At 73.6% G+C, this 22,503-nt stretch carries 15 protein-coding genes and 1 pseudogene; 9 read left to right on the forward strand and 7 right to left on the reverse strand.

Annotated elements, in window-relative coordinates:
* Positions 1-54: 54 nt before the first annotated feature.
* On the reverse strand, positions 55-1,251 hold the full coding sequence (locus ACN28A_RS24505; RefSeq protein ID WP_421398452.1) for a hypothetical protein: 1,197 nt from the start codon (positions 1,249-1,251) through the stop codon (positions 55-57).
* Positions 1,252-1,442: 191 nt separating this feature from the next.
* Between ACN28A_RS24505 and ACN28A_RS24510 the strand changes: the two genes are divergently transcribed.
* Both ACN28A_RS24510 and ACN28A_RS24515 read left to right on the forward strand, forming a co-directional pair.
* Positions 1,443-3,425 (forward strand): hypothetical protein, encoded by a 1,983-nt coding sequence (locus ACN28A_RS24510; protein WP_421398454.1) that lies wholly within the window; start codon positions 1,443-1,445, stop codon positions 3,423-3,425.
* A complete protein-coding gene (locus ACN28A_RS24515) occupies positions 3,422-5,395 on the forward strand; it encodes a hypothetical protein (protein ID WP_421398457.1) in 1,974 nt (657 codons plus the stop codon). Before ACN28A_RS24510 ends, ACN28A_RS24515 begins: the two co-directional genes overlap by 4 nt.
* A 21-nt stretch (positions 5,396-5,416) precedes the next feature.
* Here ACN28A_RS24515 and ACN28A_RS24520 read toward each other — a convergent pair whose 3' ends face one another.
* On the reverse strand, positions 5,417-7,462 hold the full coding sequence (locus ACN28A_RS24520; protein ID WP_421404630.1) for a hypothetical protein: 2,046 nt from the start codon (positions 7,460-7,462) through the stop codon (positions 5,417-5,419).
* A 242-nt stretch (positions 7,463-7,704) separates the two neighbouring features.
* Between ACN28A_RS24520 and ACN28A_RS24525 the strand changes: the two genes are divergently transcribed.
* From ACN28A_RS24525 to ACN28A_RS24535, 3 genes and pseudogenes are all read left to right on the forward strand, one after another.
* Positions 7,705-9,093: a PQQ-binding-like beta-propeller repeat protein gene (locus tag ACN28A_RS24525; RefSeq protein ID WP_421398460.1), complete on the forward strand. Its 1,389-nt coding sequence runs from the start codon at positions 7,705-7,707 to the stop codon at positions 9,091-9,093.
* Between the two features lie 67 nt (positions 9,094-9,160).
* Positions 9,161-9,847 carry a response regulator transcription factor gene (locus tag ACN28A_RS24530; protein WP_278060498.1) on the forward strand — a complete coding sequence of 229 codons (687 nt, stop codon included), beginning with the start codon at positions 9,161-9,163 and terminating at the stop codon, positions 9,845-9,847.
* 8 nt (positions 9,848-9,855) lie between these two features.
* Positions 9,856-11,001: pseudogene (locus tag ACN28A_RS24535) on the forward strand (sensor histidine kinase); the annotation flags it as partial.
* A gap of 292 nt (positions 11,002-11,293) precedes the next feature.
* Here ACN28A_RS24535 and ACN28A_RS24540 read toward each other — a convergent pair.
* Positions 11,294-12,244 carry a DUF2637 domain-containing protein gene (locus tag ACN28A_RS24540; RefSeq protein WP_421398462.1) on the reverse strand — a complete coding sequence of 317 codons (951 nt, stop codon included), beginning with the start codon at positions 12,242-12,244 and terminating at the stop codon, positions 11,294-11,296.
* A 386-nt stretch (positions 12,245-12,630) separates the two neighbouring features.
* Between ACN28A_RS24540 and ACN28A_RS24545 the strand changes: the two genes are divergently transcribed.
* Positions 12,631-13,014 carry a VOC family protein gene (locus ACN28A_RS24545; RefSeq protein ID WP_421398463.1) on the forward strand — a complete coding sequence of 128 codons (384 nt, stop codon included), beginning with the start codon at positions 12,631-12,633 and terminating at the stop codon, positions 13,012-13,014.
* Positions 13,015-13,571: 557 nt separating this feature from the next.
* Positions 13,572-14,231, forward strand: a complete 660-nt coding sequence (locus tag ACN28A_RS24550; RefSeq protein ID WP_421398465.1) for a hypothetical protein — start codon at positions 13,572-13,574, stop codon at positions 14,229-14,231.
* A gap of 119 nt (positions 14,232-14,350) precedes the next feature.
* On the opposite strand, the gene ACN28A_RS24555 is transcribed toward ACN28A_RS24550, so the two are convergent.
* Positions 14,351-16,450 (reverse strand): 3-hydroxyacyl-CoA dehydrogenase NAD-binding domain-containing protein, encoded by a 2,100-nt coding sequence (locus ACN28A_RS24555; protein ID WP_421398467.1) that lies wholly within the window; start codon positions 16,448-16,450, stop codon positions 14,351-14,353.
* Positions 16,447-17,640 carry a thiolase family protein gene (locus tag ACN28A_RS24560; RefSeq protein ID WP_421398469.1) on the reverse strand — a complete coding sequence of 398 codons (1,194 nt, stop codon included), beginning with the start codon at positions 17,638-17,640 and terminating at the stop codon, positions 16,447-16,449. Before ACN28A_RS24560 ends, ACN28A_RS24555 begins: the two co-directional genes overlap by 4 nt.
* 205 nt (positions 17,641-17,845) lie before the next feature.
* On the opposite strand from ACN28A_RS24560, the gene galE reads away from it, so the two are divergent.
* Positions 17,846-18,889 (forward strand): UDP-glucose 4-epimerase GalE, encoded by a 1,044-nt coding sequence (galE, locus tag ACN28A_RS24565; protein ID WP_421398471.1) that lies wholly within the window; start codon positions 17,846-17,848, stop codon positions 18,887-18,889.
* Positions 18,890-19,100: 211 nt separating this feature from the next.
* Here galE and ACN28A_RS24570 read toward each other — a convergent pair whose 3' ends face one another.
* On the reverse strand, positions 19,101-20,423 hold the full coding sequence (locus tag ACN28A_RS24570; protein ID WP_421398472.1) for a ribonuclease D: 1,323 nt from the start codon (positions 20,421-20,423) through the stop codon (positions 19,101-19,103).
* A 170-nt stretch (positions 20,424-20,593) separates the two neighbouring features.
* Complete coding sequence (locus ACN28A_RS24575; RefSeq protein WP_278060507.1) at positions 20,594-21,166, reverse strand: DUF3000 domain-containing protein; 573 nt, start codon at positions 21,164-21,166, stop codon at positions 20,594-20,596.
* 215 nt (positions 21,167-21,381) lie between these two features.
* Here ACN28A_RS24575 and hemE point away from each other — a divergent pair, with 215 nt between their 5' ends.
* Positions 21,382-22,464, forward strand: a complete 1,083-nt coding sequence (gene hemE / locus ACN28A_RS24580; protein WP_421398475.1) for a uroporphyrinogen decarboxylase — start codon at positions 21,382-21,384, stop codon at positions 22,462-22,464.
* Positions 22,465-22,503 lie beyond the last annotated feature (39 nt).

Genomic DNA, 22,503 nt, shown 5'->3' on the forward strand with positions numbered 1-22,503 from the left:
GGCGCCGACGGTCCGGTCCTGGTGACCGGGCTCGTCGGCGCCGCCGTACTTCTCCTACTTGCCGCCGGCCGAGCGGTCGGTGGTCTTGTCCGGGCCGATCAACCTGAAGGTCTCCCGCTCGGCCGGCTTCGGCACCACGACCAGGCCGGGACGGTCGACCAGGCGGGTCGTGTTCGGCGGCACCGTGAGGCTGGTGGTCTCCGGGTCCGGTGTCCAGGCCAGCACCACGACGGGGCTGGACAGCGGCAGGACGTACGCCTGGAGCGGCTCCAGCCGGTCGGCGGCCGAGACCACCGGCGGACCGTCGGCCGGCCGGAGCAGGGCCGCCGTCATCATCCCCTCGTCGGTGCGCCAGCTCAGCTGTTCGAGCCGGACCGGTTCCGGCCCGGCGCCGGCCAGCTCGACCTTGGCCAACTCCTTGCTGCGGAGTTGGTCGATCGGCCAGGAGGCCGGCACCGATCCGGAGTGGACCTCGCCGTGCACCCGGTGCGGGATGCTGCCGAACGGACCGGTCTTGGCGGCGAGGGCGCAGGTGTCCAGACCCTCCAGCACGGCGGCGGCGGAGGAGCCGGTGCCGTCGACGAGCAGCGGATAGCGTGGTGCCTCGACGCCGGTGCCCAGGTCGACGAGCCGGTCGGCGGACTTGCCGGTCGGCAGCGACTCGCTGGGGCGCAACCGGGCGGTGACGGTGCGGGCGGCACACGACGGCAGCGCGACCGGACCGGTCAGGCCGTCGGTGACCGCGAGCGGCTGGCGGTCCGGCCCGAGCAGCCGGTCCACCCGGGCGGAGACCAGGTAACGCCGGCCGGTGGGCAGTTGCACGGGCAGCACGTCGGAGTAGACCAGGTAGCCGGGGTCGCTGTATTCGACCGCCCGGTCGACGGTGAAGTCCGCCCCGTCGCCGGTCAGCTGCAACAGCCACGACGCCGCCTCGCCGGGCACGTCGGCGGCGACCAGCGCCAGCCGGCCGCCGTCGACCTCGCCGAGCCAGAGGATGCCGGAGGAGGGCAGGTGCACCCGGTCCTCGACCGGGGAGCGCCATGCGTCGACGGCCCGGGCCACCGCGGCGGCAGCCGTCGCGTCACCGGCCAGGGAACCCCGCGAGGGCCACACCTGGAGAGTGCCGTCCAGTGTGTCGTAGCCGATCCGGAGCGCGACCGGAGGTTCCTTCGGCACGGTGCCGCACCCGCTGGTGAGGAGGGCCAGGGTGAGGGCCGTGCCGACGATCCCGCTACGAGCGAGTGAACCCACCGCTGTGCTCCCGATCCGCCTCAGTCGTCTACAGAAGCCACATCCTACGAGATCTCGGACGCGGCTCGGGCGTGACCCGGAAAAGCCCGGCCGATCGGGAACCACCGCCTCCGGCACCGCGACTCGCCCTGCGGAAACCCGCCGCCCAGGCAACTGGGACCAAAGGGGTACTCCTGTAGACTCCGCCGACTGTGACGCTTGCCGAGCCACGTCTGCACAGCACGCCTGACCCGGAGGGCCCCGAGTCAGGCAGCCGAACGGCGACCGGAACCGACGGGGGCGCGGCGGAGTCGACGGGTTCGGGCACCCGTTCCGAGACCGGTTCGGAAACCGCACCGGCCGGTCGGGAGCCGGCCCCGCGCTCCGGCGACGCCGACCGGGATCCGGGCACCCCGGACCGGAACACCGGCAGTCCGGCCACCCGACCGGCCCGCTGGCCCACCTGGCGCCGCGACCTCGTCGTGTACGCGGCCTTCCTGGTCGCCGGCTTCTGGGTGACCAGCCAGATCTGGCTCGACCCGGCCGGCCGGGTCGCCGCGCTCTACAGCAGCGACCCGGCGCAGGTGCAGTACTTCCTCGCCCACTCCGTACGGGTGGTGCTGCACGGCGAGTTCCCGTTCTTCACCGACCGGTTGAACTATCCTGACGGCGTCAACCTGATGGCCAACACCGCCATCCTGGGACTCGGCATCCCGATGGTGCCGGTGACGCTGCTGTTCGGCCCGGCGGTCTCCTTCGTGGTGCTTGTGACGTTCGGCCTGGCCGGCACCGCCTCCGCCTGGTATTACGTGCTGTCCCGGCACCTGGTCGGCAGCCCGGTCGCGGCCGTCGTCGGCGGCTGGTTCTGCGGCTTCTCCCCGGCGCTGCTGTCGCACGCCAACTGGCATCCGAACATCATCTCGCAGTTCCTGCTGCCGTTCATCGTCTGGCGGGTACTGGTGCTGATCCGCTCCACCCGGCCGGTGGTCGACGGCGTGATCCTGGCGCTGCTCGTCACCTACCAGGCGTTCATCAACGAGGAGATCCTGCTCTTCACCGCGATGGCCTGCGGCGTCTTCCTGCTCGCCGTGCTGGCGCAGGAACCGGCCCGCTGGAAGGCGGCGTGGCGTCCGCTCGGCACCGGACTGGCGGTCTGCGCCGTGCTCGCCGGGGCGCTGCTGGCGTACCCGCTGATCGTGCAGTTCGCCGGCCGGCAGGCGTACCACGGACTCAGCGACGCGGTACGCGACTACGGCAACGACCTGGCGGCGTTCTTCGTACCCGGCTCCACCACGCTCGGCGGCAACCAGGAGGCCAACGCCGACCTCGCCCCGAACTACTCCGAGGAGAACGCCTTCTTCGGCTGGAGCCTGGCGCTGCTGACCGTGGCCGTGGTGGTCTGGCTCCGCCGCGAGGTGGTGATCCGGGCGCTCGCCGTGACCGGCCTGCTCTTCGCGATCCTGTCGCTGGGCGAGCGGATCTCCTGGTGGAACCGGGGCGCCCTCTGGGGACCCTGGGACGTCCTGGTCAAGGCCCCGCTGCTGGACGCGGTGGTGCCGACCCGGTTCGGACTGATCACCACGGTGGTGATCGGGCTGCTGATCGCCCTCGCCACCGACCGGGCCTGGAAGTCCGAGGTCGCCGACCGCCGGACGGTGCGGGCGGTGGTGGTGGCCGCGCTGGCGATCGCGCTGGTGCCGATCCTGCCGCTGCCGCTGCGCGAGGTGAGCCGGCCGCCGGTGCCGCACTTCATCACCTCCGGCCAGTGGCGGCCGTACGTCGGCCCGGACCAGACGCTGGTTCCGGTGCCGATCCCGGCGATGGGACACACCAACGGGATGCGCTGGGCCGCCGCCGTCAACCTCGACTTCAAGATCCCCGGCGGCTACTTCCTGGCGCCCCGCAACGGCAACACCGGTGATCCGGGCCGGTTCGGCGGGCGGCCCAGCGGGCTGAGCGCGGTGCTGGACCAGGTCGCCACCAGCGGCCAGCCGGCGACGCTCGACGACCGGCAGCGCCGACGCGCCCTGGACGAGCTGCGGCACTGGCGGGCCGCGATCCTGGTGCTGCCGCTGAAGCAGCACAACGTCGAGGCGCTGCGCAGCACCGTCGACCAGCTCGCCGGCCCGGCCCGGCGGACCGGTGACGTGTGGCTGTGGGACGTCCGCGCCCTGACCGACCGCACGGCTGGGTGAGCGGGCCGGGGCGACCCGCCGAGACCGCGCCCGACGTCGCGGTCCCGGCGGCGGTGTCGACGCCCGGCGTCGGCCGGTGGACGACCCTCCGGCACGCCGCCGCCGGCCGGTTCGGCGGACTGCGGGCCTGGGCGGCGCGGCGGCGGGGGCCGCTCGTCGACGCGGCGGCCGTGCTGCTCTACCTGGTCACCGCCGTTCACGTCACCTCCGGGCTGTGGCTGCACCGGGACCGGATGACGTACGCCGGCAACGACATGATGCTCTTCGAGTGGATGCTGGCCCGGGCGGCCCGGGCGGTGACCCACCTGGAGAACCCGTTCTACAGCACCGCGTTGAACGCACCGGACGGGATCAACCTGATGGCGAACACCTCGGTGCTCGGCCTCGGCGTCCCGCTGACCCCGGTGACCCTGCTCTCCGGCTCGCAGACCAGCTATCTGCTCGCGGTCGTCCTCTCGCTGGCGGGTACGGCCACCGCCTGGTACCTCTTCCTGTCCCGCCGGATCGTCGGCTCCCGCCTCGGCGCCGCCGTCGCCGGCCTGTTCTGCGGGTTCGCGCCCGGGATGATCTCGCAGGCCACCGGGCACCTGCACATGATCGCCCAGTTCCTGGTGCCGGCGATCCTGGCGGTGGTCTTCGACCCGCGCACCGACCGGGTGGTCCGGCGCGGTGTACTGCTCGGCGTGCTGGTCAGCTACCAGGTCTTCCTCGGCGAGGAGGTACTGGCCTTCCTGGTACTCGCCTGCGGGCTGTTCACCGTCGGCTACGCGGCAGCCGCCCCGCGCACCGCCCGGCGGCTCGCTCCGGCGTTCCTCGGCCGGCTCGGCGTCGGCACGCTGGTCGGGGTGGTGCTGCTGGCGTACCCGCTGTGGTTCCAGTTCTTCGGCCCGGGACACTATCGCGGGCTGCCTTTCGACCCGAAGGCGTACCCGCTGGACCTGGCGTCGTTCACCGCCGCGTCCCGGCAGACGATCACCGGTCACGACTCGGTACCGGGAATTCTGTCGCCGAACCTGACCGAGGAGAACTCCTTCTTCGGGCTGGCGCTCATCGTGCTCTGCACGGTGGTGGCGATCTGGTTGTGGCGCCGACCGTTGGTGCGGGCGCTGGCGCTGTGCGTACTCGTCTTCTCCGCGCTCTCCCTCGGCGAGGACCTGCGGCTGAACGGGGAGATCCTGGACGTGCCCGGCCCGTACCGGCTGGTCTCCGGGCTGCCGCCGATCGACCTGGCGGTGCCGGCGCGGTTCCCGCTGATCTGCGTACCGGCCCTGGCGATCCTGCTGGCGCTCTCCTTCGACGAGGTGTTCCGGCGGACGGCGGGCGCCGGTACGGCGGTGGGGGCCGGTGTGACGGCATCGTCCGGGGCTGCGACGGCGGCCGGGGCTGCGACGGCGGCCGGGGCTGCGACGGCGGCCCGGTCGGGGGTGGCCGGCGGGCGGGTGCCGGTCCGGCTGCTCTGGACCGGGGCGGTGGCCGCCGCCCTGCTGCCGCTGACGCCGACTCCGTTGCAGACCAGACCGGTCTGGCCGGTACCGGACTTCGTCGCCACCGGCGAGTGGCGCTCGTACGTGCCGCCGGGGCGCACCCTCGTGGCGGTCCCGCCGACCCGGGGCGCCGAGGCGACCGCCGGGATGTTCTGGTCGGCCCGGACCGGGCTGGCCTTCACCACGCCGGGCGGCTACTTCATCGGACCCACCGGCCCGGACGATCCGCAGGGGCGCTGGGGTGCGCCGGACCGCCCGACGGCGGTGCTGCTGGACCGGGTGGCGGCCACCGGCGAGGTCCCGCCGATCGGTGACCTCGAACGGCGGCAGGCGGTCGAGGACCTGCGGCACTGGCGGGCCGCGATCGTGGTGCAGGGCGGCCTGCACCGGGGCGTACCGGTCCGGGAGACCCTGGACCAGCTGCTCGGGCCGGGCCGGGACATCTCCGGCGCCTGGGTCTGGGACGTCCGCCCTCTCGTCGGCTGAGCCACCGCCGGCGGCCGGACGTCAGTCGACGAGCGGGCGGACGTCCCAGAGCCAGACGTCGTCCACCCGCTGTCCCGGGCCGAGCAGTCCGGCCAGCAGGACGTGCAGGGCGGGCGCGGCCGGATGGTCACCGAGCACGACCACCGACGCCTTCCAGAACCGCAGGTCCTCGACAGCCTGCCGACGGTTCTCCTCGGTGATCAGCGGTGCGGCGCCCCGGTCCATGGTTCCGTAGATCAGCAGGCTGGTCGGCCGGGACGGCGCTCCGAAGACCCCGAAGCCGTCGGCGTCCGGGCCGATGAAGTAGCCGGCCGGGATCGGGAACGCATGTTGGGTCAGGGCGCTCCAGCGCAGCGTGGACAGGCCGTGCACGTTGCTCGGGATCGGCACCGGCACCAGGGTCCGGCCGTCTGGTACGTAGGGTCGCCAGGCTCCGGAGGTGATGAACGTCGGCGGCGGGTCGATGTGCATGGCCGGCAGCGGGCGCGGGAAGATCGGCAGCAGCGCGAGCACGATCGCCGCGTACGCCAGGATCCGCAGCCGCCGCGCGACCGGCCCGGCACTGTCCGGGCGGCCTGGAGCGGTGCCGTTCGTGCTGGCCGGAGCCGGGTCGGTCCGGCCGGCCGCCGTCGTGCCGGGCGGGTCGGTCCTGCCGGACGCGCTGGCCGCGACGGTGTCGGCCGGGACGGTGTCGGCCGGGACGGTCGACGTCGTGCCGTCGGGTGTCGTGCCGTCGGGTGTCGTGCCGTTCGACGTCGTGCCGATCGAGCTGGCCGGCGCGGTGGTGCTCGCGGTCGCCGGTCGCGGTCGGGTCCTGGCGACCTCGTTCCAGGCGAGCGCGACCAGGATGCCGACGGTGGCGACCGTGACCAGGCTGAGCCGGGTCGGCATCATCATCTCGACCAGTGGCAGGTCCTCCGGCAGCAGGTGCCACGGCCCCTCGTGTTCGGTGAGCTGGCCGTCGTAGCGGATCTGCCGGCCCAGCGAGGCGAGCGCGAAACCGGCCCCGAGCAGCGCGGCGATCCGGGCGACGACGGAGCCCCGCCAGAGCAGCACCGCGACGAGTACGACCAGACCGACGAGGGGCCAGCCCAGCCAGGTGTTCTGCTCGGTCACCCCGATCGTCTTCTCCACCTCCGGCGAGCCGGCGATGGTGTCCCGGGAGTAGGTGACGAAGGCCCGCAGATCCTCGCCCCAGTTGTGGAAGACGCCGCCCTGTAGGCCCCGGTAGGACTGCGGACCGTTGAACTGGTACCAGATCGGGTAGCCGGCAAGCAGCAGCGCCAGCGCGCCGCCGACGCCGAGGCCGCGCAGGAGGGTCCAGATCCGGCCGCGCATCAGCGACCACCGGAAGGCGACGTAGAGGGGCACGGCCACCGCGCAGGCCAGCGCGGTGAGCAGCAGCATCTCCTCGTTCACGAAGATCTGGTACGCCACCAGCAGCCCCAGCACCAGCCCGTTGCGCAGCCAGCGACCCGGCTCGCCGAGCCGGAACACCCGCACGACGATCAGCGGGAGCAGGAAGTTGGAGACGAAGTTCGGCTGCCCGTTGGCGTGGTGCACGATGCCGGGGGCGAAACCGAGGAATGCGCCGCCGACGAACGCCGCACCCCGGGACCGGACCAGGTGCCGGGAGAGCGCCCAGTACGAGGTGGCCGCGGTCGCCGCCAACACCCCGCCGAGATACAGCGCGTACGTCACCTGCGGGCCGAACGCCCAGGTGAGCGGGGCCAGCGGCAGGGTCACGCCCAGCAGCGAGGTGTTCGCCATCATGTTCACCCCGTCCGGGGCGTTCTGCCGGGCGGAGAAGAGCGGGTTCTCCAGATGCCGGACCGAGTACGCGCCGTGCGCGAAGAGCCACTCGAACCAGCTGTGGTCGGTCGGCAGGTGCGACGACACCCGGTGGTTCACGTCGACCCAGTAGTTGGCGCAGACGAAGACGCCGAGCAGGACGTACGCTCCGATGGCCAGTATGTCGATCCGGACGGGAGGGCGGAGCATCCGCCACTGTCGGGAGCGACCGACCTCGGTCGAGCTGGCTTCGGCGTCCGAAGAACTGTCCACCACCGGAACTGCCACGAGGCGCCATCGTACAGGTGGCTTCGCGTCCGAATTGCCGGTACCCGCTCCGGTGTATCCGGAACGTGCCCGCGCAGCACGGCGGCCATACCGGACCATCCGGGCGCCCACCGGCGCCCGCCGCCCGCCCCGTCCGGACGGCGGCGCACCGGACGGCGGCGCCCGGATGCGAGCGGGAGTCCCGGAGGCGAAAGCGGCGTCGGAACGGAGAGCGGGGGAGGAGCAGCAGGATGCCCACCATCGAGCTCGGGGATTTGGCCGGCGGGTCGCGCGGGCAGCCGACCGGACCGGACCGGACGACGGCGCACCGGACGGACCGGCGTCGGGCGGCGCGGCGCGGGGCGGTCCGGCCGTTCCTGCTGGGCGCGATGTTGATCGTCGTACTCGGCACGGTGGCGGCCGGAAATCCCTTCCCACGGCCGTGGCCGGAATCGGTGGTGCCGGCCCGGCTCGGCGCCACCGTCCTCGCCGGCCGGGACTGGCTGGTCGTCAGCGAACCCGACAGGTCCGGTCCGGGCGTCCGGGGCGGCCGGGAACTGGTCGCCTACGGGTTGCCCGGGGTCGAGCCGCGCTGGCGGCTGTCGCCGCCCGACGTGGTCGACGACCTCCAGGTACTCGGTGACCGACTGCTGCTGACGACCCACCCGGAACCGTCGCTGGCTCGGAGCGCCCGGCTGACCGTGCTGGACGTGCGGACCGGCACCGTGGCCTGGGAGCGCCAGGCGATCCTGATGGTGTCGAGCGACGGTGGCGACCTGGTGCTCTGGACGACGGCCGGGGACGGGCGGCCGGGGGCGCCGGCCGGGTCCGGCCGGCTGGAGGCGGTGGATCCGGCTTCCGGCGCGGTGCGGTGGTCGCTGCCGGTGCCGGACGGCGTGTTGCCGCGCTTCGACGCGACGTCGGCCGACCCGACGGCACCCGCGCGGGCGTCGACGCTGGTCCTGGCCCTGCCGTCCGGCCTGGTCGAGGTGCGGGACCTGGGCACCGGGGCCGTCGTCCGGGCGGTGCGGCTGCCGGTGCCGGTCACCGGTTCGCCGCCCCGCTTCGACGCCGAGGTCACCACCGGGATGTTCCTGGTGTACGACGAGAGCACGGTGACCGGGTACCGCCTGCCGGAGCTGGACCGGCGCTGGTCCGTGCGCACCGACCCGCAGAGGGGACGGGGGCCGGTCGCCTGCGGAGCCGATCTGTGCAGTCTGCGTCCCCAGCGGGGGGTCCGGGTCTGGGACCCGCGAACCGGCGCGACCCGCTGGTCGGACGGGCGCTGGACCAGGCTCTGGGCGGTCGGCGACGCACTGGTCGCCGCCGAGGGCTCCGGCCCGGACGGGGCGCTGGCGGTGCTGGACCCGGCCACCGGACGGGTACTCGCCGACCTCGGCGCCATGGGGCACCTGACGCCACGCGGAGCGCGACTCGTCGGCGTCCGGTACGGCGCGGACCGGCGGGCCCGGGTGCTGGAGTTCGATCCGGCGACCTGGCGGGCCCGGCTGCTGGCAGTGCTGTCCGAGGTCTCCGGCGACTGCCGGCTGAGCGCGACAGTGCTGCACTGCCGGCGGATGGACGCCTCGATCGGGGTGTGGCGACTGCCCGGACGACAGCGGGCCGACACCAGCGGGTGAGCGCCAGCGGGCTGTCACTTGTCGGGCGCGGATAGGTTGTCCCGTACAGGCAGCCGGGGAGGTCGTGGTGCGGGTACTGGTGGTGGAGGACGAGCGGAACCTCGCCGACGCGATCGTCCGGGGGCTGCGCCGACAGGGCATGGCGGTGGACGTCGCCTACGACGGCTCGACCGGGCACGAGATGGCGTTCGTCACCCGGTACGACGTGCTGGTGCTGGACCGGGACCTGCCCGGCGTGCACGGCGACCAGATCTGCGCCGACCTGGTCAGCTCCGGCACCCTGACCCGGGTGCTGATGCTTACCGCCAGCGGCACGGTCGCCGACCGGGTGGAGGGGCTCCAACTCGGTGCCGACGACTACCTGCCGAAGCCGTTCGCCTTCGACGAGCTGGTCGCCCGGGTGCAGGCGCTCGGCCGCCGGGCCACCCCGGTCACCCCGCCGGTACTTACCGTCGCCGACCTGTCGGTCGACCCGGCCCGCCGGGTCGCGACCCGGGGCGGTGCGGCGGTGGACCTGACCCGCAAGGAGTTCGGCGTACTGGAGGAACTGGTCAAGGCGCGCGGGGCGGTGGTCTCCAGCGAGGAACTCCTGGAACGGGTCTGGGACGCCAACACCGACCCGTTCACCACCACGGTCCGGGTCACCGTGATGACCCTGCGGAAGAAACTCGGTGATCCGCCGCTGATCGAGACGGTGGTCGGCGCCGGCTACCGGGTGGCCGATCCGTACCTGCCGGGGCAGGTGAGCGCATGACCGTCTATCTGACCCGCCGCCGGCCCCGGGTGCGGCCCACCCTGCGGCTGCGGCTGACCCTGCTCAACGGGATCCTGCTGATCGGTGCCGGTGCGATCCTGGTGCTGCTCGCCTGGTTGCTGGTCCGGGACGCGCTGGCCCCGGACATCCAGCTCCGGTCGAACCCCGATCTGGTGCTCTCGGACGGCCGGACGGTCGGTGCGATCCAGTGGCATCAGGAGATGGCCCGGGCCGCCACCAGGGAACTGCTGGTCAAGGCGCTGCTGGCGCTGCTGGTGATCAGCATTGTCGGGGTGGCCGGGGCGTACGCGGTGGCCGGCCGGGCGCTGCGCCCGCTGCACCAGGTCACCTCGACGGCCCGCCGGCTCGGCGAGGCCACCCTCGACCAGCGGATCCGCTACTCCGGGGCGGACGACGAGGTGGCCGAGCTGGCCGGCACCTTCGACGCGATGCTGGACCGGATCGCCGACGCCTTCGAGGCGCAGAAGCGGTTCGTCGCCAACGCCTCGCACGAGCTGCGTACCCCGCTGGCGGTGATGCGTACCGAGATCGACGTGACGATGGCCGACGACGAGGCGGACGTGGCCGAGTACCGGCGGATGGCCACGGTGGTCCGGGACGCCTCGGAGCGGGCCAACAACCTGGTCGACGCGCTGCTGGTGCTGGCCCGCAGCGAGGCGCAGTCGGGCCGCCGGTTGGCCCGGAAGGCGCCGACCGATCTGGCCACCGGGGCCAGCGCGGCCCTCTCGGCGGTGCGTAACGAGACCACCCGGCTGAAGCTCCAGGTCTCCACGGCGCTGGCCCCGGCACCGGTGGTCGGCGATCCCGGCCTGCTGGAGCGGCTGGCCGGCAACCTGATCGAGAACGCGGTGCGCTACAACCACCTGCACGGCCGGATGTGGGTGCGGACCGGTTCGGGTCCCGAGCAGGCCTGGCTGGTGGTCGGCAACACCGGGTTCGAGGTGGAGCAGGCGGACGTGCCCGGGTTGTTCGAGGCGTTCCGGCGGGGCGGCCGGGAGCGTACCGGCGCCCGTGGCTCCGGGCTGGGCCTGTCGATCGTCCGTGCCGTCTGCGACGCGCACGGCGGCACGGTGAGCGCGATCGCCCAGGACGGCGGCGGGCTGGAGGTGACGGTGACGCTGCCGGCGGCCGAGACCACTCCGGTGGTGGCCGCCTCGGCGGCGGTCGGTGGGAACCCGGTCGCCGTGCCGGTCCGGCCGCTGTCACCGCCGAACGCGGTGAGCGCGGCCAGCACCGACCCGCTCGGCTCGGTCGCCGGCCGCGTCGCCCCGGCCGGGCTGTCCGGTTCGGGTACGCCTCCCCAGCCGACCGCCGGCACCCCGGCCGGCCTCGCCGAGCCGGGCCCGGGTACGGCCCCGACGCCCGACTGAGCCTTGCAGGTGCCCGACTGAGCCTTGCTGGTGCCCGACTGAGCCTTGCCGGCGTTCAGGCGACCAGGTCGAGGTCGCGTACCTCGCGGCGGATCGCCCGCAGCCGGGCGGTGGTGATGCCGAGTTCCTGCGCCACGTCGGCGTCACTGGCCTCGGGACGCTCCGCCTGGATCGCGGCGGCCAGTGCGGCGGTCTCGGTGATCGGGCGGCGGGGCCGTGCCTGGCTGCCCGGCTTGGCCGTCCGGCCGGCCGGGGCGCGCTTCCGGGACGTCCCGCCCGCTGCCGCCGAGGTCAGGGCCGGCACTGGTGTCCCGGACCCGCTCGTTCCGAGGCTGGCTGGCCGGGCCGCACCCGTGCTGGTCGGTCGGGCCGGGCCGGCAGCGGCGGGTCGGCTGGTAGTCGTGCCGGTGGGCCGGGCGGTTCCCGGGCCGGTGACGGCGGGTGGGGTGGCGGTGGCCTCGTCGGGGTGCCGGCCGGCCGGCTCGGTCGGGACGGCGGGCTGCACCGCCGGGGCCGACGGGATCACCGTGGCCGTCGAGGCGGCGGCAGTCGTGCTGGCCGGGGCGGCAGTCGTGCCGGCCGTGGCGGCCTGGGCGGCAGTCGTGGCGGCCTGGGCGGCGGAGATCCGGCCGCCCAGCTCGACCAGGCAGATGCTGGCTACCACGATCAGCCCGTCGACCGAGAGTGGCAGCAGGTACGGCGAGGCGCCCGTCTCGCCGTACCTGGCGGCCACCCCGACCATGTGCCAGTACGACACCCAGGCGGCGATCCCGGCGATGGTGGCGGTGGCGGCCATCCGGGCGAACGCCAGCGAGCGGCGGTGCACCGGCACCCGTGAGATCAACTCGACGGTGAGCAGCAGCGCCAGTGGTGGCCAGGCGGCGATCGCCTGGCTGATCGGATTGTCGCGGGCGTGCAGGATGTTGGCGACCACCGAGGCGGCCACCCCGAGGGCCAGGGTGGCGCGTACGGCCCAGCGGACCCGGCGAAGCTGTGGGAGGGGCACCGGTCGCTCCTTGCCTGTCGTCGTGCTTCCTCTCGGGCCGTCCCCCGCAGCGGACCAGCCGGCCTGATCGTTCATCCTTGCGGCCGGAGCGGTCCAGCCGGTGTACCGGTCGAATTTCCGGCGTGTCGCTCACCGCCTGGTGGCCTTCCGTGTGCTTGGCGTCGCTGTCCGAGCGCCCACCGGAAGTGCCCACCCGGCGCGGCGGGAGGGCGGCGGGAAACCGGATTGCCAATCCCGTGGCGCTCGTGCAAAGCTTGCCGCCGTCAGCCCGGATCATGGGAGGGAGGTGCGGTGATGGTTTCCACGTCTTGTCCCGTGCCTCGCCTCGGCCACCGCTGACCGAACCGCGTTCCTCCGCGAGGCGCACACTTCCATCCGGAGGATCCGTGAGTTCCACCATCCACAACGTGAGTTTCCACTGCGCCGACACGTACGAGTTGGCCCGCTTCTGGGCGGCGGTGCTGGACCGGTCCCTACGCCCGGAGGACCAGCCCGGCGACGACGAGATCACCCTGCTGGCGCCGGACAGCGTCGGCCCGCAGGTCTTCTTCCAGCAGGTGCCGGAGGGCAACTCGGGGCCGAGCCGGCTGCATGTCTGCCTGCAACCGGCCGACCGGACCCGGGACGAGGAGGTCGAGCGGCTGCTCGGACTGGGCGCGACCCTGGCCGCCGACCATCGGCGGCCGGACGGCACCGGCTGGGCGGTGCTGGCCGACCCGGAGGGCAACGAGTTCTGCGTGGAGCGCAGCGTCGCCGAGCGCACCGGCTGAGTCGCCGGGCCGCCACACACCGTTCCGCACCGGCAGCGGTGTGTGGCGGCGGCCCGCAGCCGGGCAGTCGGCCAAGCGGCGGTTGACCGCCGGGGTGGGCAGCGGGCGACTAACTGAACGGGATCACGCCGATGTCGTACCCCGCGTACCGCTTCGGCTCGGCCGTGACGACGGGTCGACCGGCCGGCCATTCGGCCTCGGGACGGCAGGTGGCCACGGCGTGGACATGTGGCCACGACAGGCCGTCGGCGACGAGCCGGCCTATCGTCAGGGCATGTCGTCGACGTCTGGGACCCGGCCGGCCTCCACTTCCGTGCGTGTGCCTGCCGTGCAGACCGTGCGCACGGTGTGCGGGACCCGTGAAGGTCGGTGTCCGGGTCCTGTCGACGGGACGAATCCAGTCGGCGTCCAGTGACGGTTCAGTCCGGTACGCGAATCTCGAGTCCTGCCCGGCCGGCGCCCCCGCCCGGCCGGGCAGGCCGCACCGCGACGCTCCGCCACCAGCACTGTTGCCAAGCCGTACGGCGCAACCGCGTCGGGTATCTCCGGGAGGTCTCGTGAACACCTGGAAGGTCAAGTTCGGCAGCTCCGCGGGGCGGAGCGGAGGGCGCTGGCGGGCCCGGCTGGGGGTGCTCTCGCTGCTCGCCGGTGGGCTCGCCGTACCGGCGGTCGCGGTCGCGCCCGGCGTCGCCAGTGCCGGCGCGATCGTCCCGTGCCCGGCCAGCATCACCAGTTGGCGGGTCATCTCCAACGGCCGCGGCTGGCGGGTCTGGGAGGGCTACCGCTACACCCTGCACAGCGCCACGCCGACGTTCCTGGTCAGTGACGGCCAACTGCTCGACAACGGCACGGACAGCACGGTCAACTACACGATCACCTCGCGGGTGTCCCGGACCTTCAGCATCCAGACCACTGTGGGCATCACCGCGAGCGGGCAGCAGGACTTCTTCACCACGAACATCAGCACCCAGATCGTGGCGACCCAGGTCACCGAGCGGGGGGTGAGCATCGCCGTGCCGGTTCCGCCGCGCAGCCGGCTGATCGCCGAGTACGGGGTGGAGGCGTACCAGGTCAGCTACGCGGTGGAGGCGTGGCGGACGACGACCTCGCTCAGCGGCCAGCCGGCGACCGGCGGCCGGTGCGAGGAGTGGGGCTACTACCCGCAGAACACCACCGCACCGACCCATCTCGAGGGCTGGCGGTTGCGGACCGGCTGACCCGCCGGTCGGCGTTCACCGCCGGCGTCCGGGCAGATCGCGGTGATCAGGGACCAGGTCGCACAGCGCGCCGTGCGACTCGCCGGGACAGGTCCCTGGTCACCGCGATCGTCGGTCGGTCAGCCGGGCAGGCTGGCCAGGCCCGGTGCCAGGAAGCGGCGGCCGGTGACCCGCTCGGCGGTGCCGGACCGGTCCAGGTAGGGCGTGATCCCGCCGAGGTGGAACGGCCAGCCGGCGCCGAGCAGCATGCACAGGTCGATGTCCTGCGGCTCGGCTACCACACCCTCGTCCAGCATCAGCCGGACCTCTTCGGCGAGCGCGTCCAGCGCCCGTCGGCGTACCTCCTCGGCGGTCAGCGGAGCGGAACCGACCTCCAGCAGGCCGGCCACCTCGGGGTTGACGTCACCGTCGACCACCAGCGGCTTGCCGGACTCGGCGATCCGGCGCAGGTTCCCGCTCACCGCGAACCGGTCCGGGAAGGCGGCGTGCAGCGTCCCGCCGACGTGGTACGCCACCGCCGGCCCGACGAGCTGGAGCAGCGCCAGCGGGCGCATCGGCAGGCCGAGCGGGTCGAGCGCGGCGTCCGCCACCTCGGGCGGGGTGCCGGCGTCCACGGCCGCGAAGATCTCGCCGAGGAAGCGGGTCAGCAGCCGGTTGACCACGAAGGCCGGCGCGTCGGCCACGAGTACGCAGGACTTGCGCAGCTCCCTGCCGACCGCGAAGGCGGTGGCCAGGGTGGCCTCGTCGGTCCGCTCGCCCCGGACGATCTCCAGCAGCGGGAGCACCGCGACCGGGTTGAAGAAGTGGAATCCGACCACCCGTTCCGGGTGCTCCAGGTCGGCGGCCATCGCGCTCACCGAGAGCGAGGAGGTGTTGGTGGCCAGCACCGCCTCCGGGGAAACGATCTTCTCCAGCTCGGCCCAGACCTGCTTCTTCACGGCCAGGTCCTCGAAGACCGCCTCGATCACGAAGTCGGCGTCGGCGAAGACGCCCTTGTCGACCGAGCCGCTGACCAGGCCGCGCAGCTTGGCGGCCGTACCCTCGGGAAGCCGGCCCTTGCCGACCAGCTTGTCGATCTCGGCGTGCACGTAGCCGACGCCTTTGTCCACCCTGGACTGGTCCAGGTCGGTGAGCACCACCGGGACCTGGAGCCGGCGGGCGAACAGCAGCGCGAGCTGCGAGGCCATCAGGCCGGCGCCGACGATGCCGACCTTCGTCACCGGCCGGGCCAGCCCCTTGTCCGGGGCACCGGCCGGCCGCTTCGCCCGGCGCTGCACCAGGTCGAAGGAGTAGAGCCCGCTGCGCAACTCCTCGCTGAACACCAGGTCGGCCAGCGCCTCGACCTCGGCGGCCATCCCCTTCGGCAGTCCGTCCGGGTCGCCTCCGGCCGGCGCGTCCGGCGCCTCGCGGGCCAGTTCGAGCAGCTCCAGCGCCCGGTAGGCGGACGGCACCGCGCCGTGCAGCCGTTCGTCCAGGGTCTTCCTGGCGAAGTAGAGCACGCCGTCCCACATCTCCCGGTCGACCTCCGGTCGGGACACCTGGACCTCGCCGCGCACCACCTGGGCGGCCCATTCGAGCGAGCGCTCCAGGAAGTCGGCCGGTTCGAAGAGTGCGTCCGCGATGCCCAGCTCGGCGGCCTGCTTCGGCTTGAGCATCCGGTTCTGCATCAGCGGGTTCTGGATGACCACCTGGGCGGCACCGGCGATGCCGATCAGGTTGGGCAGCAGTTGGGTGCCGCCCCAGCCGGGCACCAGCCCGAGGGAGACCTCGGGCAGGGCCAGCGCAGCCGCGCCGCCGGAGAGGGTCCGGTAGTGGCAGTGCAGCGCCAGCTCCAGCCCGCCGCCCATCGCGGCGCCGTTGACGAAGGCGAATGTCGGCACGGTGCTGGTGCGCAGCCGGCCGAAGACCCGGTGGCCGAGCCGGCCGATCTGGCGGGCCTGGTCGCGGTCGGAGAGCAGCGGCAGGCCGGTCAGGTCGGCGCCGACGCAGAAGATGTACGGCTTGCCGGTCACCGCCACGAACGCCGGGTCTGCGGCGAGCGCTGCCGTGACCGCATCGTCCAGACTGGACAGCCCGGCCGGGCCGAAGGTGTTCGGTTTGGTGTGGTCGAGCCCGTTGTCCAGTGTGATCAGTGCGGCGGGCCGGTCCAGCCCAGGCACCCGCACCAGGCGCAGCAGCGCCCGGGTGACCACCTCGTTCGGGTTCTGTGGAACCGTCATTTGTCGCCACCCTCCCAGGCCGGGTTCTCCCAGATGACCGTGCCGCCCATGCCGATGCCGATGCACATGGCGGTGATGCCGTACCGCACCTCGGGGTGTTCGGCGAAGTGCCGGGCGAGCTGCGTCATCAGCCGTACCCCGGAGGAGGCGAGCGGGTGGCCGATGGCGATCGCCCCGCCCCACGGGTTGACCCGGGGGTCGTCGTCGGCGATGCCGAAGTGGTCGAGGAAGGCCAGCACCTGCACCGCGAACGCCTCGTTCAGCTCGAACAGGCCGATGTCGTCGATGGAGAGGCCGGCGATCCGCAGCGCCTTCTCGGTCGACGGGATCGGGCCGTACCCCATCACCTCCGGCTCCACCCCGACGAAGCCGTACGACACCAGCCGCATCGCCACCGGCAGCCCGAGTTCCCGGGCGACGTCCTCGGCGGCGAGCAGGCCGGCGGTGGCACCGTCGTTGAGTCCGGCGGCGTTGCCGGCGGTGACCCGGCCGTGCGGGCGGAACGGTGTCTTCAGGGTGGCCAGCTTCTCCAGGGAGGTCTCCCGGGGCGCCTCGTCGACGGTGGCGAGTCCCCAGCCGTTCTCCGGGTCCCGGACGGCCACCGGCACCAGGTCGGGCTGGAGCTTGCCGTTGGCGTACGCCTTGGCCGTCTTCACCTGCGAGGCGAGCGCGTACTCGTCGGCCCGCTGCCGGCTGATGTGCGGGAGCCGGTCGTGCAGGTTCTCGGCGGTGGAGCCCATCACCAGGGCGGAGGGGTCGACGAGCTTCTCGGCCAGGATCCGCGGGTTCGGGTCCACGCCCTCGCCCATCGGGTGCCGGCCCATGTGCTCGACGCCGCCGGCGATCGCCACGTCGTAGGCGCCCATCGCGATCCCGCCGGCCACGCTGGTGACCGCGGTCATCGCCCCGGCACACATCCGGTCGATGGCGTACCCGGGAACCGTCCTGGGCAGCCCGGCGAGCAGCGCTGCGGTACGGCCGATGGTGAGGCCCTGGTCGCCGGTCTGGGTGGTGGCGGCGATCGCCACCTCGTCGACCCGCTCCGGCGGCACGGGGTTGCGTCGCAGCAGTTCGCGGATGCAGCGGATCACCAGGTCGTCGGCGCGGGTGTGGGCGTACATCCCACCTGCCTTGCCGAACGGGGTGCGGACGCCGTCGACGAAGACGACGTCCCGGACTTCACGGGGCACTGGAGCCTCCTTGCCGCAGGGGCCCGGCTGGGCGGGTACCTCGGATGCTACTAGCCAGTAACTAAAGTCGTTCGCACCCCCCGTGTGGCCCGGACCACATATCGTCCGGCTGAGTGGCCGCTGATCCTGCTATTAGCAGCTAAATGCCGAGCAACGCTGAAAAAGGCGCCCAATCAGCCACACTTTCCGAATCTCAGGAGGCCGGGTGAAGGTGCTGATCGCCGGCGGTGCCGGCTTCATCGGCAGCACCGTCGCATCCGCCTGCCTGGACGAGGGCATCGAGCCGGTCATCCTGGACAGCCTCTGCACCGGCCGGGCCGAGTTCACCCGGGGACGGACCTTCTACCGCGGCGACATCTCCGACGGCGCACTGCTGGACCGGATCTTCGCCGAGCATCCGGAGATCGGCGCGGTGCTGCACGCGGCGGCGCTGATCGTGGTGCCCGAGTCGGTGAGCCAGCCACTGCGCTACTACCGGGAGAACGTCGGCAAGTCGCTGGACCTCCTCGAACACGTGATCCGCAACGGGGTCACCCGCTACGTCTTCAGCTCCTCGGCGGCGATCTACCGGCCCGGCGCCGACCTCTCGGTCGACGAGACCTCACCACTCGCACCGGCCAGCCCGTACGCCCGGACCAAGGCGATGATGGAGACGGTGCTCGCGGACACCGCCGAGGCGACCGGGCTGCGGGCACTCTCACTGCGCTACTTCAACCCGGTCGGCGCCGATCCGCTGCTGCGTACCGGCCTGCAACTGCCCCGCCCGACGCACGCGCTGGGCAGACTCATCGACGCCTGGGCCGAGGGCGGCGAGTTCCTGATCACCGGCACCGAGTGGCCCACCCGGGACGGCTCGGGTGTCCGCGACTACGTGCACGTCTGGGACCTGGCCCGCGCACACGTGCAGGCACTGCGCCGGTTCGACGAGATCCTGCCGGCCGGCGGCAGCCGCTCGGTGGAGGCGGTGAACCTCGGCACCGGGGACGGCACCACCGTCCGGGAACTCGTCGCCGCCTTCACCGAGGCGGTCGGTCCGGTGCGCACCCGGGACGCCCCGGCCCGCCCCGGCGACGGGGCCGGCGCCTTCACCCGGAGTACCCGGTCCCGGCTGCTGCTGGACTGGAAACCGGAGTACTCCGTAGCCGACGGCATCCGGGACGCCGTGCGGTGGTGCCGGATCCGCGACGAACTGCTCGGCCTCCGCCGGCCCGCCCGGCACCTGCAACCACACGGCTCCGACGGCCGCTGACCGCCGCCCACCCGACGCGGCCCGCCCACCCGACGCGACCCGGCCATCCGACCCGACCCGGCCACCAGACGCGACCCGGCCACCAGACGCGACCCGGCCACCAGACGCGACCCGGCTGCCCACCGACCTGGCCGGATCGCTCGGCCCGGCCCGCCCGGATCGGCCCGGCCCGGTCCGGCCCGCCCCGGCCAGGCGGGCCGGGGCGGGCGGGTCAGGCGGTCGGCTCGACCAGGGCCGCCGCCAGCTCCTCGGCGATCAGGCCGACCTGCCAGCCCCGGGCGCCGTACCCGCGCAGCGTCTCGGCGACCGTCTCCGGAGTGATCTCCTCGGGCGGGATCCAGGCCAGCCGGCGCACCGAGTCCGGGGTGATCAGGTTCTCCGGCGGCAGGGTGTGCGCCGCCGCGATCCGGGTCACCACCTCCCGGCACCGGCTCAGCCGTCCGGCCGCCACCGGGTCCCGCTCGGCCCAGCGGTGCGGCGGGGGCGGGCCGTCGATCGTCGGACTCACCGGCAGCGCGTCGTCCGGCAACTGCCGGGCGTCGGCGAGGGCGTCCAGCCAGGTCCGGACGAGCCGGCGTACCGAACGGCCGCCGAAGCCGGGCAGCATCAACAGGGTCCGCTCGTCCTTCGGGTCCAGCTCGGCGGCGGCGATGATCGCGGCGTCCGGAAGCACCCGGCCGGGCGCCGAGTCGCGGCGGGCGGCGATCTCGTCCCGGGCGTACCAGAGCGAGCGCACCCGGGCCTGCGCCCGTGCCCCCCGCACCCGGTGGATGCCGGAGGTCCGCCGCCACGGGTCCGGCCGCTGCCGGGCCGGCTGGGTGCCCCAGGCCACCAGCGCGGCGAACTCCTCGGCCGCCCACTGCGCCTTGCCCTGCCGGTCCAGCTCGGCCGCGAGCCTGTCCCGCAGCTCGACGAGCATCTCCACGTCCAGCGCGGCGTAGGTCAGCCAGGACTCCGGCAGCGGCCGGGTGGACCAGTCCGCCGCCGAGTGGTGCTTCTCCAGGGTGAAGCCGAGCAGCTGCTCGGTGAGCGCGGCCAGGCCGACCCGTTCGAAACCGGCGAGCCGGGCGGCCAGCTCGGTGTCGAAGAGGCGTCTGGGGCGCAGCCCGAGGTCGGCGAGGCAGGCGAGATCCTGGCTGGCGGCGTGCAGTACCCACTCGGTGTCCGCGATCGCCTCGTCCAGGGTGTGCAGGTCGCCCAGCGGCAGCGGGTCGATGAGCACGGTACCGGCCCCGGCCCGCCGGAGCTGGACGAGGTAGGCCCGCTGGCTGTAGCGGTAGCCGGAGGCGCGTTCGGCGTCGACGGCGACCGGGCCGGTGCCGGCGGCGAACCGGGACACCAGCTCGGCCAGGCCGGCGGGTGTCTCGACGGGGGCCGGGGTGCCGTCGCGAGGGGCGAGAAGCGGTACGGGCCCGCCGGGCGTTGGGTCGGGCCCCACTGTCTCGGAATCCGGCGCGGTCACCGGAAGGCTGTGCGGCTCGTCCCCTGCTCGGCGTTGCGCGGCCCGACGGCGCAGGGGTGGTTCGTCGGTCACCTGACAACCCTAGTCTTCGCCACGTTGGTGATCGCGCAGCCGGTCCGGCGAGTCGGGTCGGGTGGGGCGGCTGGGATCGGTGAAGCGGTTGGGACGCAGCGGTTTCGGTGCGACCCGGCCGGGCCCACCGAGGTCAGGCGGCGCCGGCGGAATCACGTGGCGACGGCGGCTCAGGCGGCGCCGGCCGGCCGGGACTGCGGCAGCGCGGTGACACCCGGCGGCGGCAGCCCGGCGGTGGAGGCGAGCAGGGTGCACCAGGCCAGCAGGTGCGCCCGCAGGTCGTCGTCGGTCGGGGTCCAGGAGGCGCGGATCTCGATGTCACCGGCAGCCGGCGGGCCGGCCAGCTCGCCGAACCGGGTCGACATGGTCTGTGTCACCGTGCCGCCGAGCGCCCGGTAGGCCGCGTCCCGGGCCTGGAGGGCGTCGGTCAGCCAGGTCCAGCCGACGCCCGGCAGCAGCGGGTCGGCGGCGAGGTCGATCTCCAGCTCGGCGGTGACGTAGGTAACCAGGCGCAGCGTCCCCTCCCAGCCCTCGTGTCCGGCCGGGTCGTGCAGCAGGATCAGGCGTCCGGTGGCCACCTCCTCGCCGTCGCGGCGCACGGTGGCGGCCAGTGCGAAGGCGTACGGGGCGAGCCGCTGCGGGGCACCCACCTCCTCCAGCACGATCTCGGCACGCGGCGCCGCCGACCGCAACCCGGCCACCGCGCGGGCGAAGGTCTCGGGCTGCACGATCGGGGAGGCCATATCCGCAGCCTAAGCCGATCGTCGGCGCCGTGGTGGGGCGCCGCGCCGGTCAGCCGGCCCCGGTCGACCGGCAGGCCGCACCACGGGTAAGTCCGGCGCGGCCCGGCACGGCACCGGCGGGTACGTCCGGCACGGCACCGGCGGGTACGTCCGGCGGGCCACAAAACCCGGCGGTGGGCGTCGCCGGGTTCGCGTGGCGTGGCACGATTGCGCCGATGAGCACCACGACTGCGGGCAACGCGGCCCGAGACGACCAGCCGGCCACCGGTGGCCCGGCCGATTCGCCGTTCGTCCGGGCCTGCCGGCGGGAGCCGGTGCCGCACACCCCGGTCTGGTTCATGCGGCAGGCCGGGCGTTCGCTGCCCGAATACCGCGAGGTGCGGGCCGGGATACCGATGCTGGAATCCTGCCGTCGCCCCGACCTGGTCACCGAGATCACCCTCCAGCCGGTACGCCGGCACGGCGTCGACGCGGCGATCCTGTTCAGCGACATCGTCGTACCGGTGGCGGCGGCCGGGGTTGACCTGGACATCGTCCCCGGCACCGGGCCGGTGGTGGCCGAGCCGGTACGCACCCTCGACGACGTCGAGCGGATCCGGCCCATCGACCCGACCGACGTCTCCTTTGTGGACGAAGCCGTACGCCTGCTCGTCGCCGAGCTCGGCGACACCCCGCTGATCGGCTTCGCCGGGGCGCCCTTCACGCTGGCCAGCTATCTGGTCGAGGGCGGCCCGTCCCGTAACCACCTGCGGACCAAGGCGCTGATGCACGGCGCCCCGGACGTCTGGCACGCCCTGCTGGCCCGGCTGGCCGAGATCACCCTCGCCTTCCTGCGGGTGCAGGTCGGTGCCGGCGTCTCGGCGGTGCAGCTCTTCGACTCCTGGGCCGGGGCGCTCTCCGAGGCCGACTACCGCCGGTTCGTGCTGCCGCACTCGACGACAGTGCTGCGCGGGCTGGCCGACGCGGGCGTGCCCCGGATCCACTTCGGGGTCGGCACCGCCGAGCTGCTCGGCGCGATGGGCGAGGCCGGCGCGGACGTGGTCGGGGTGGACTGGCGTACCCCGCTGGACGCGGCCACCGTGCGGATCGGGCCGGACAGGGCGGTGCAGGGCAACCTCGACCCGGCGGTACTCTTCGCGCCCTGGCCGGCGGTGCGGGCCGAGGTGCGCCGGGTGCTGGCCGAGGGCGCCGCCGCACCCGGGCACGTCTTCAACCTCGGGCACGGCGTGCTGCCGGAGACCGACCCGGACGTGCTGACCCGGGTCGTCGCCCTGGTCCACGAGGCGTCCGCGAGCTGAGGCGGGAGGCGGGCACGCCGGTGAGTGACACCACACGGG

The organism is Plantactinospora sp. WMMB782, from assembly GCF_049179135.1.
Classification (GTDB): domain Bacteria; phylum Actinomycetota; class Actinomycetes; order Mycobacteriales; family Micromonosporaceae; genus Plantactinospora.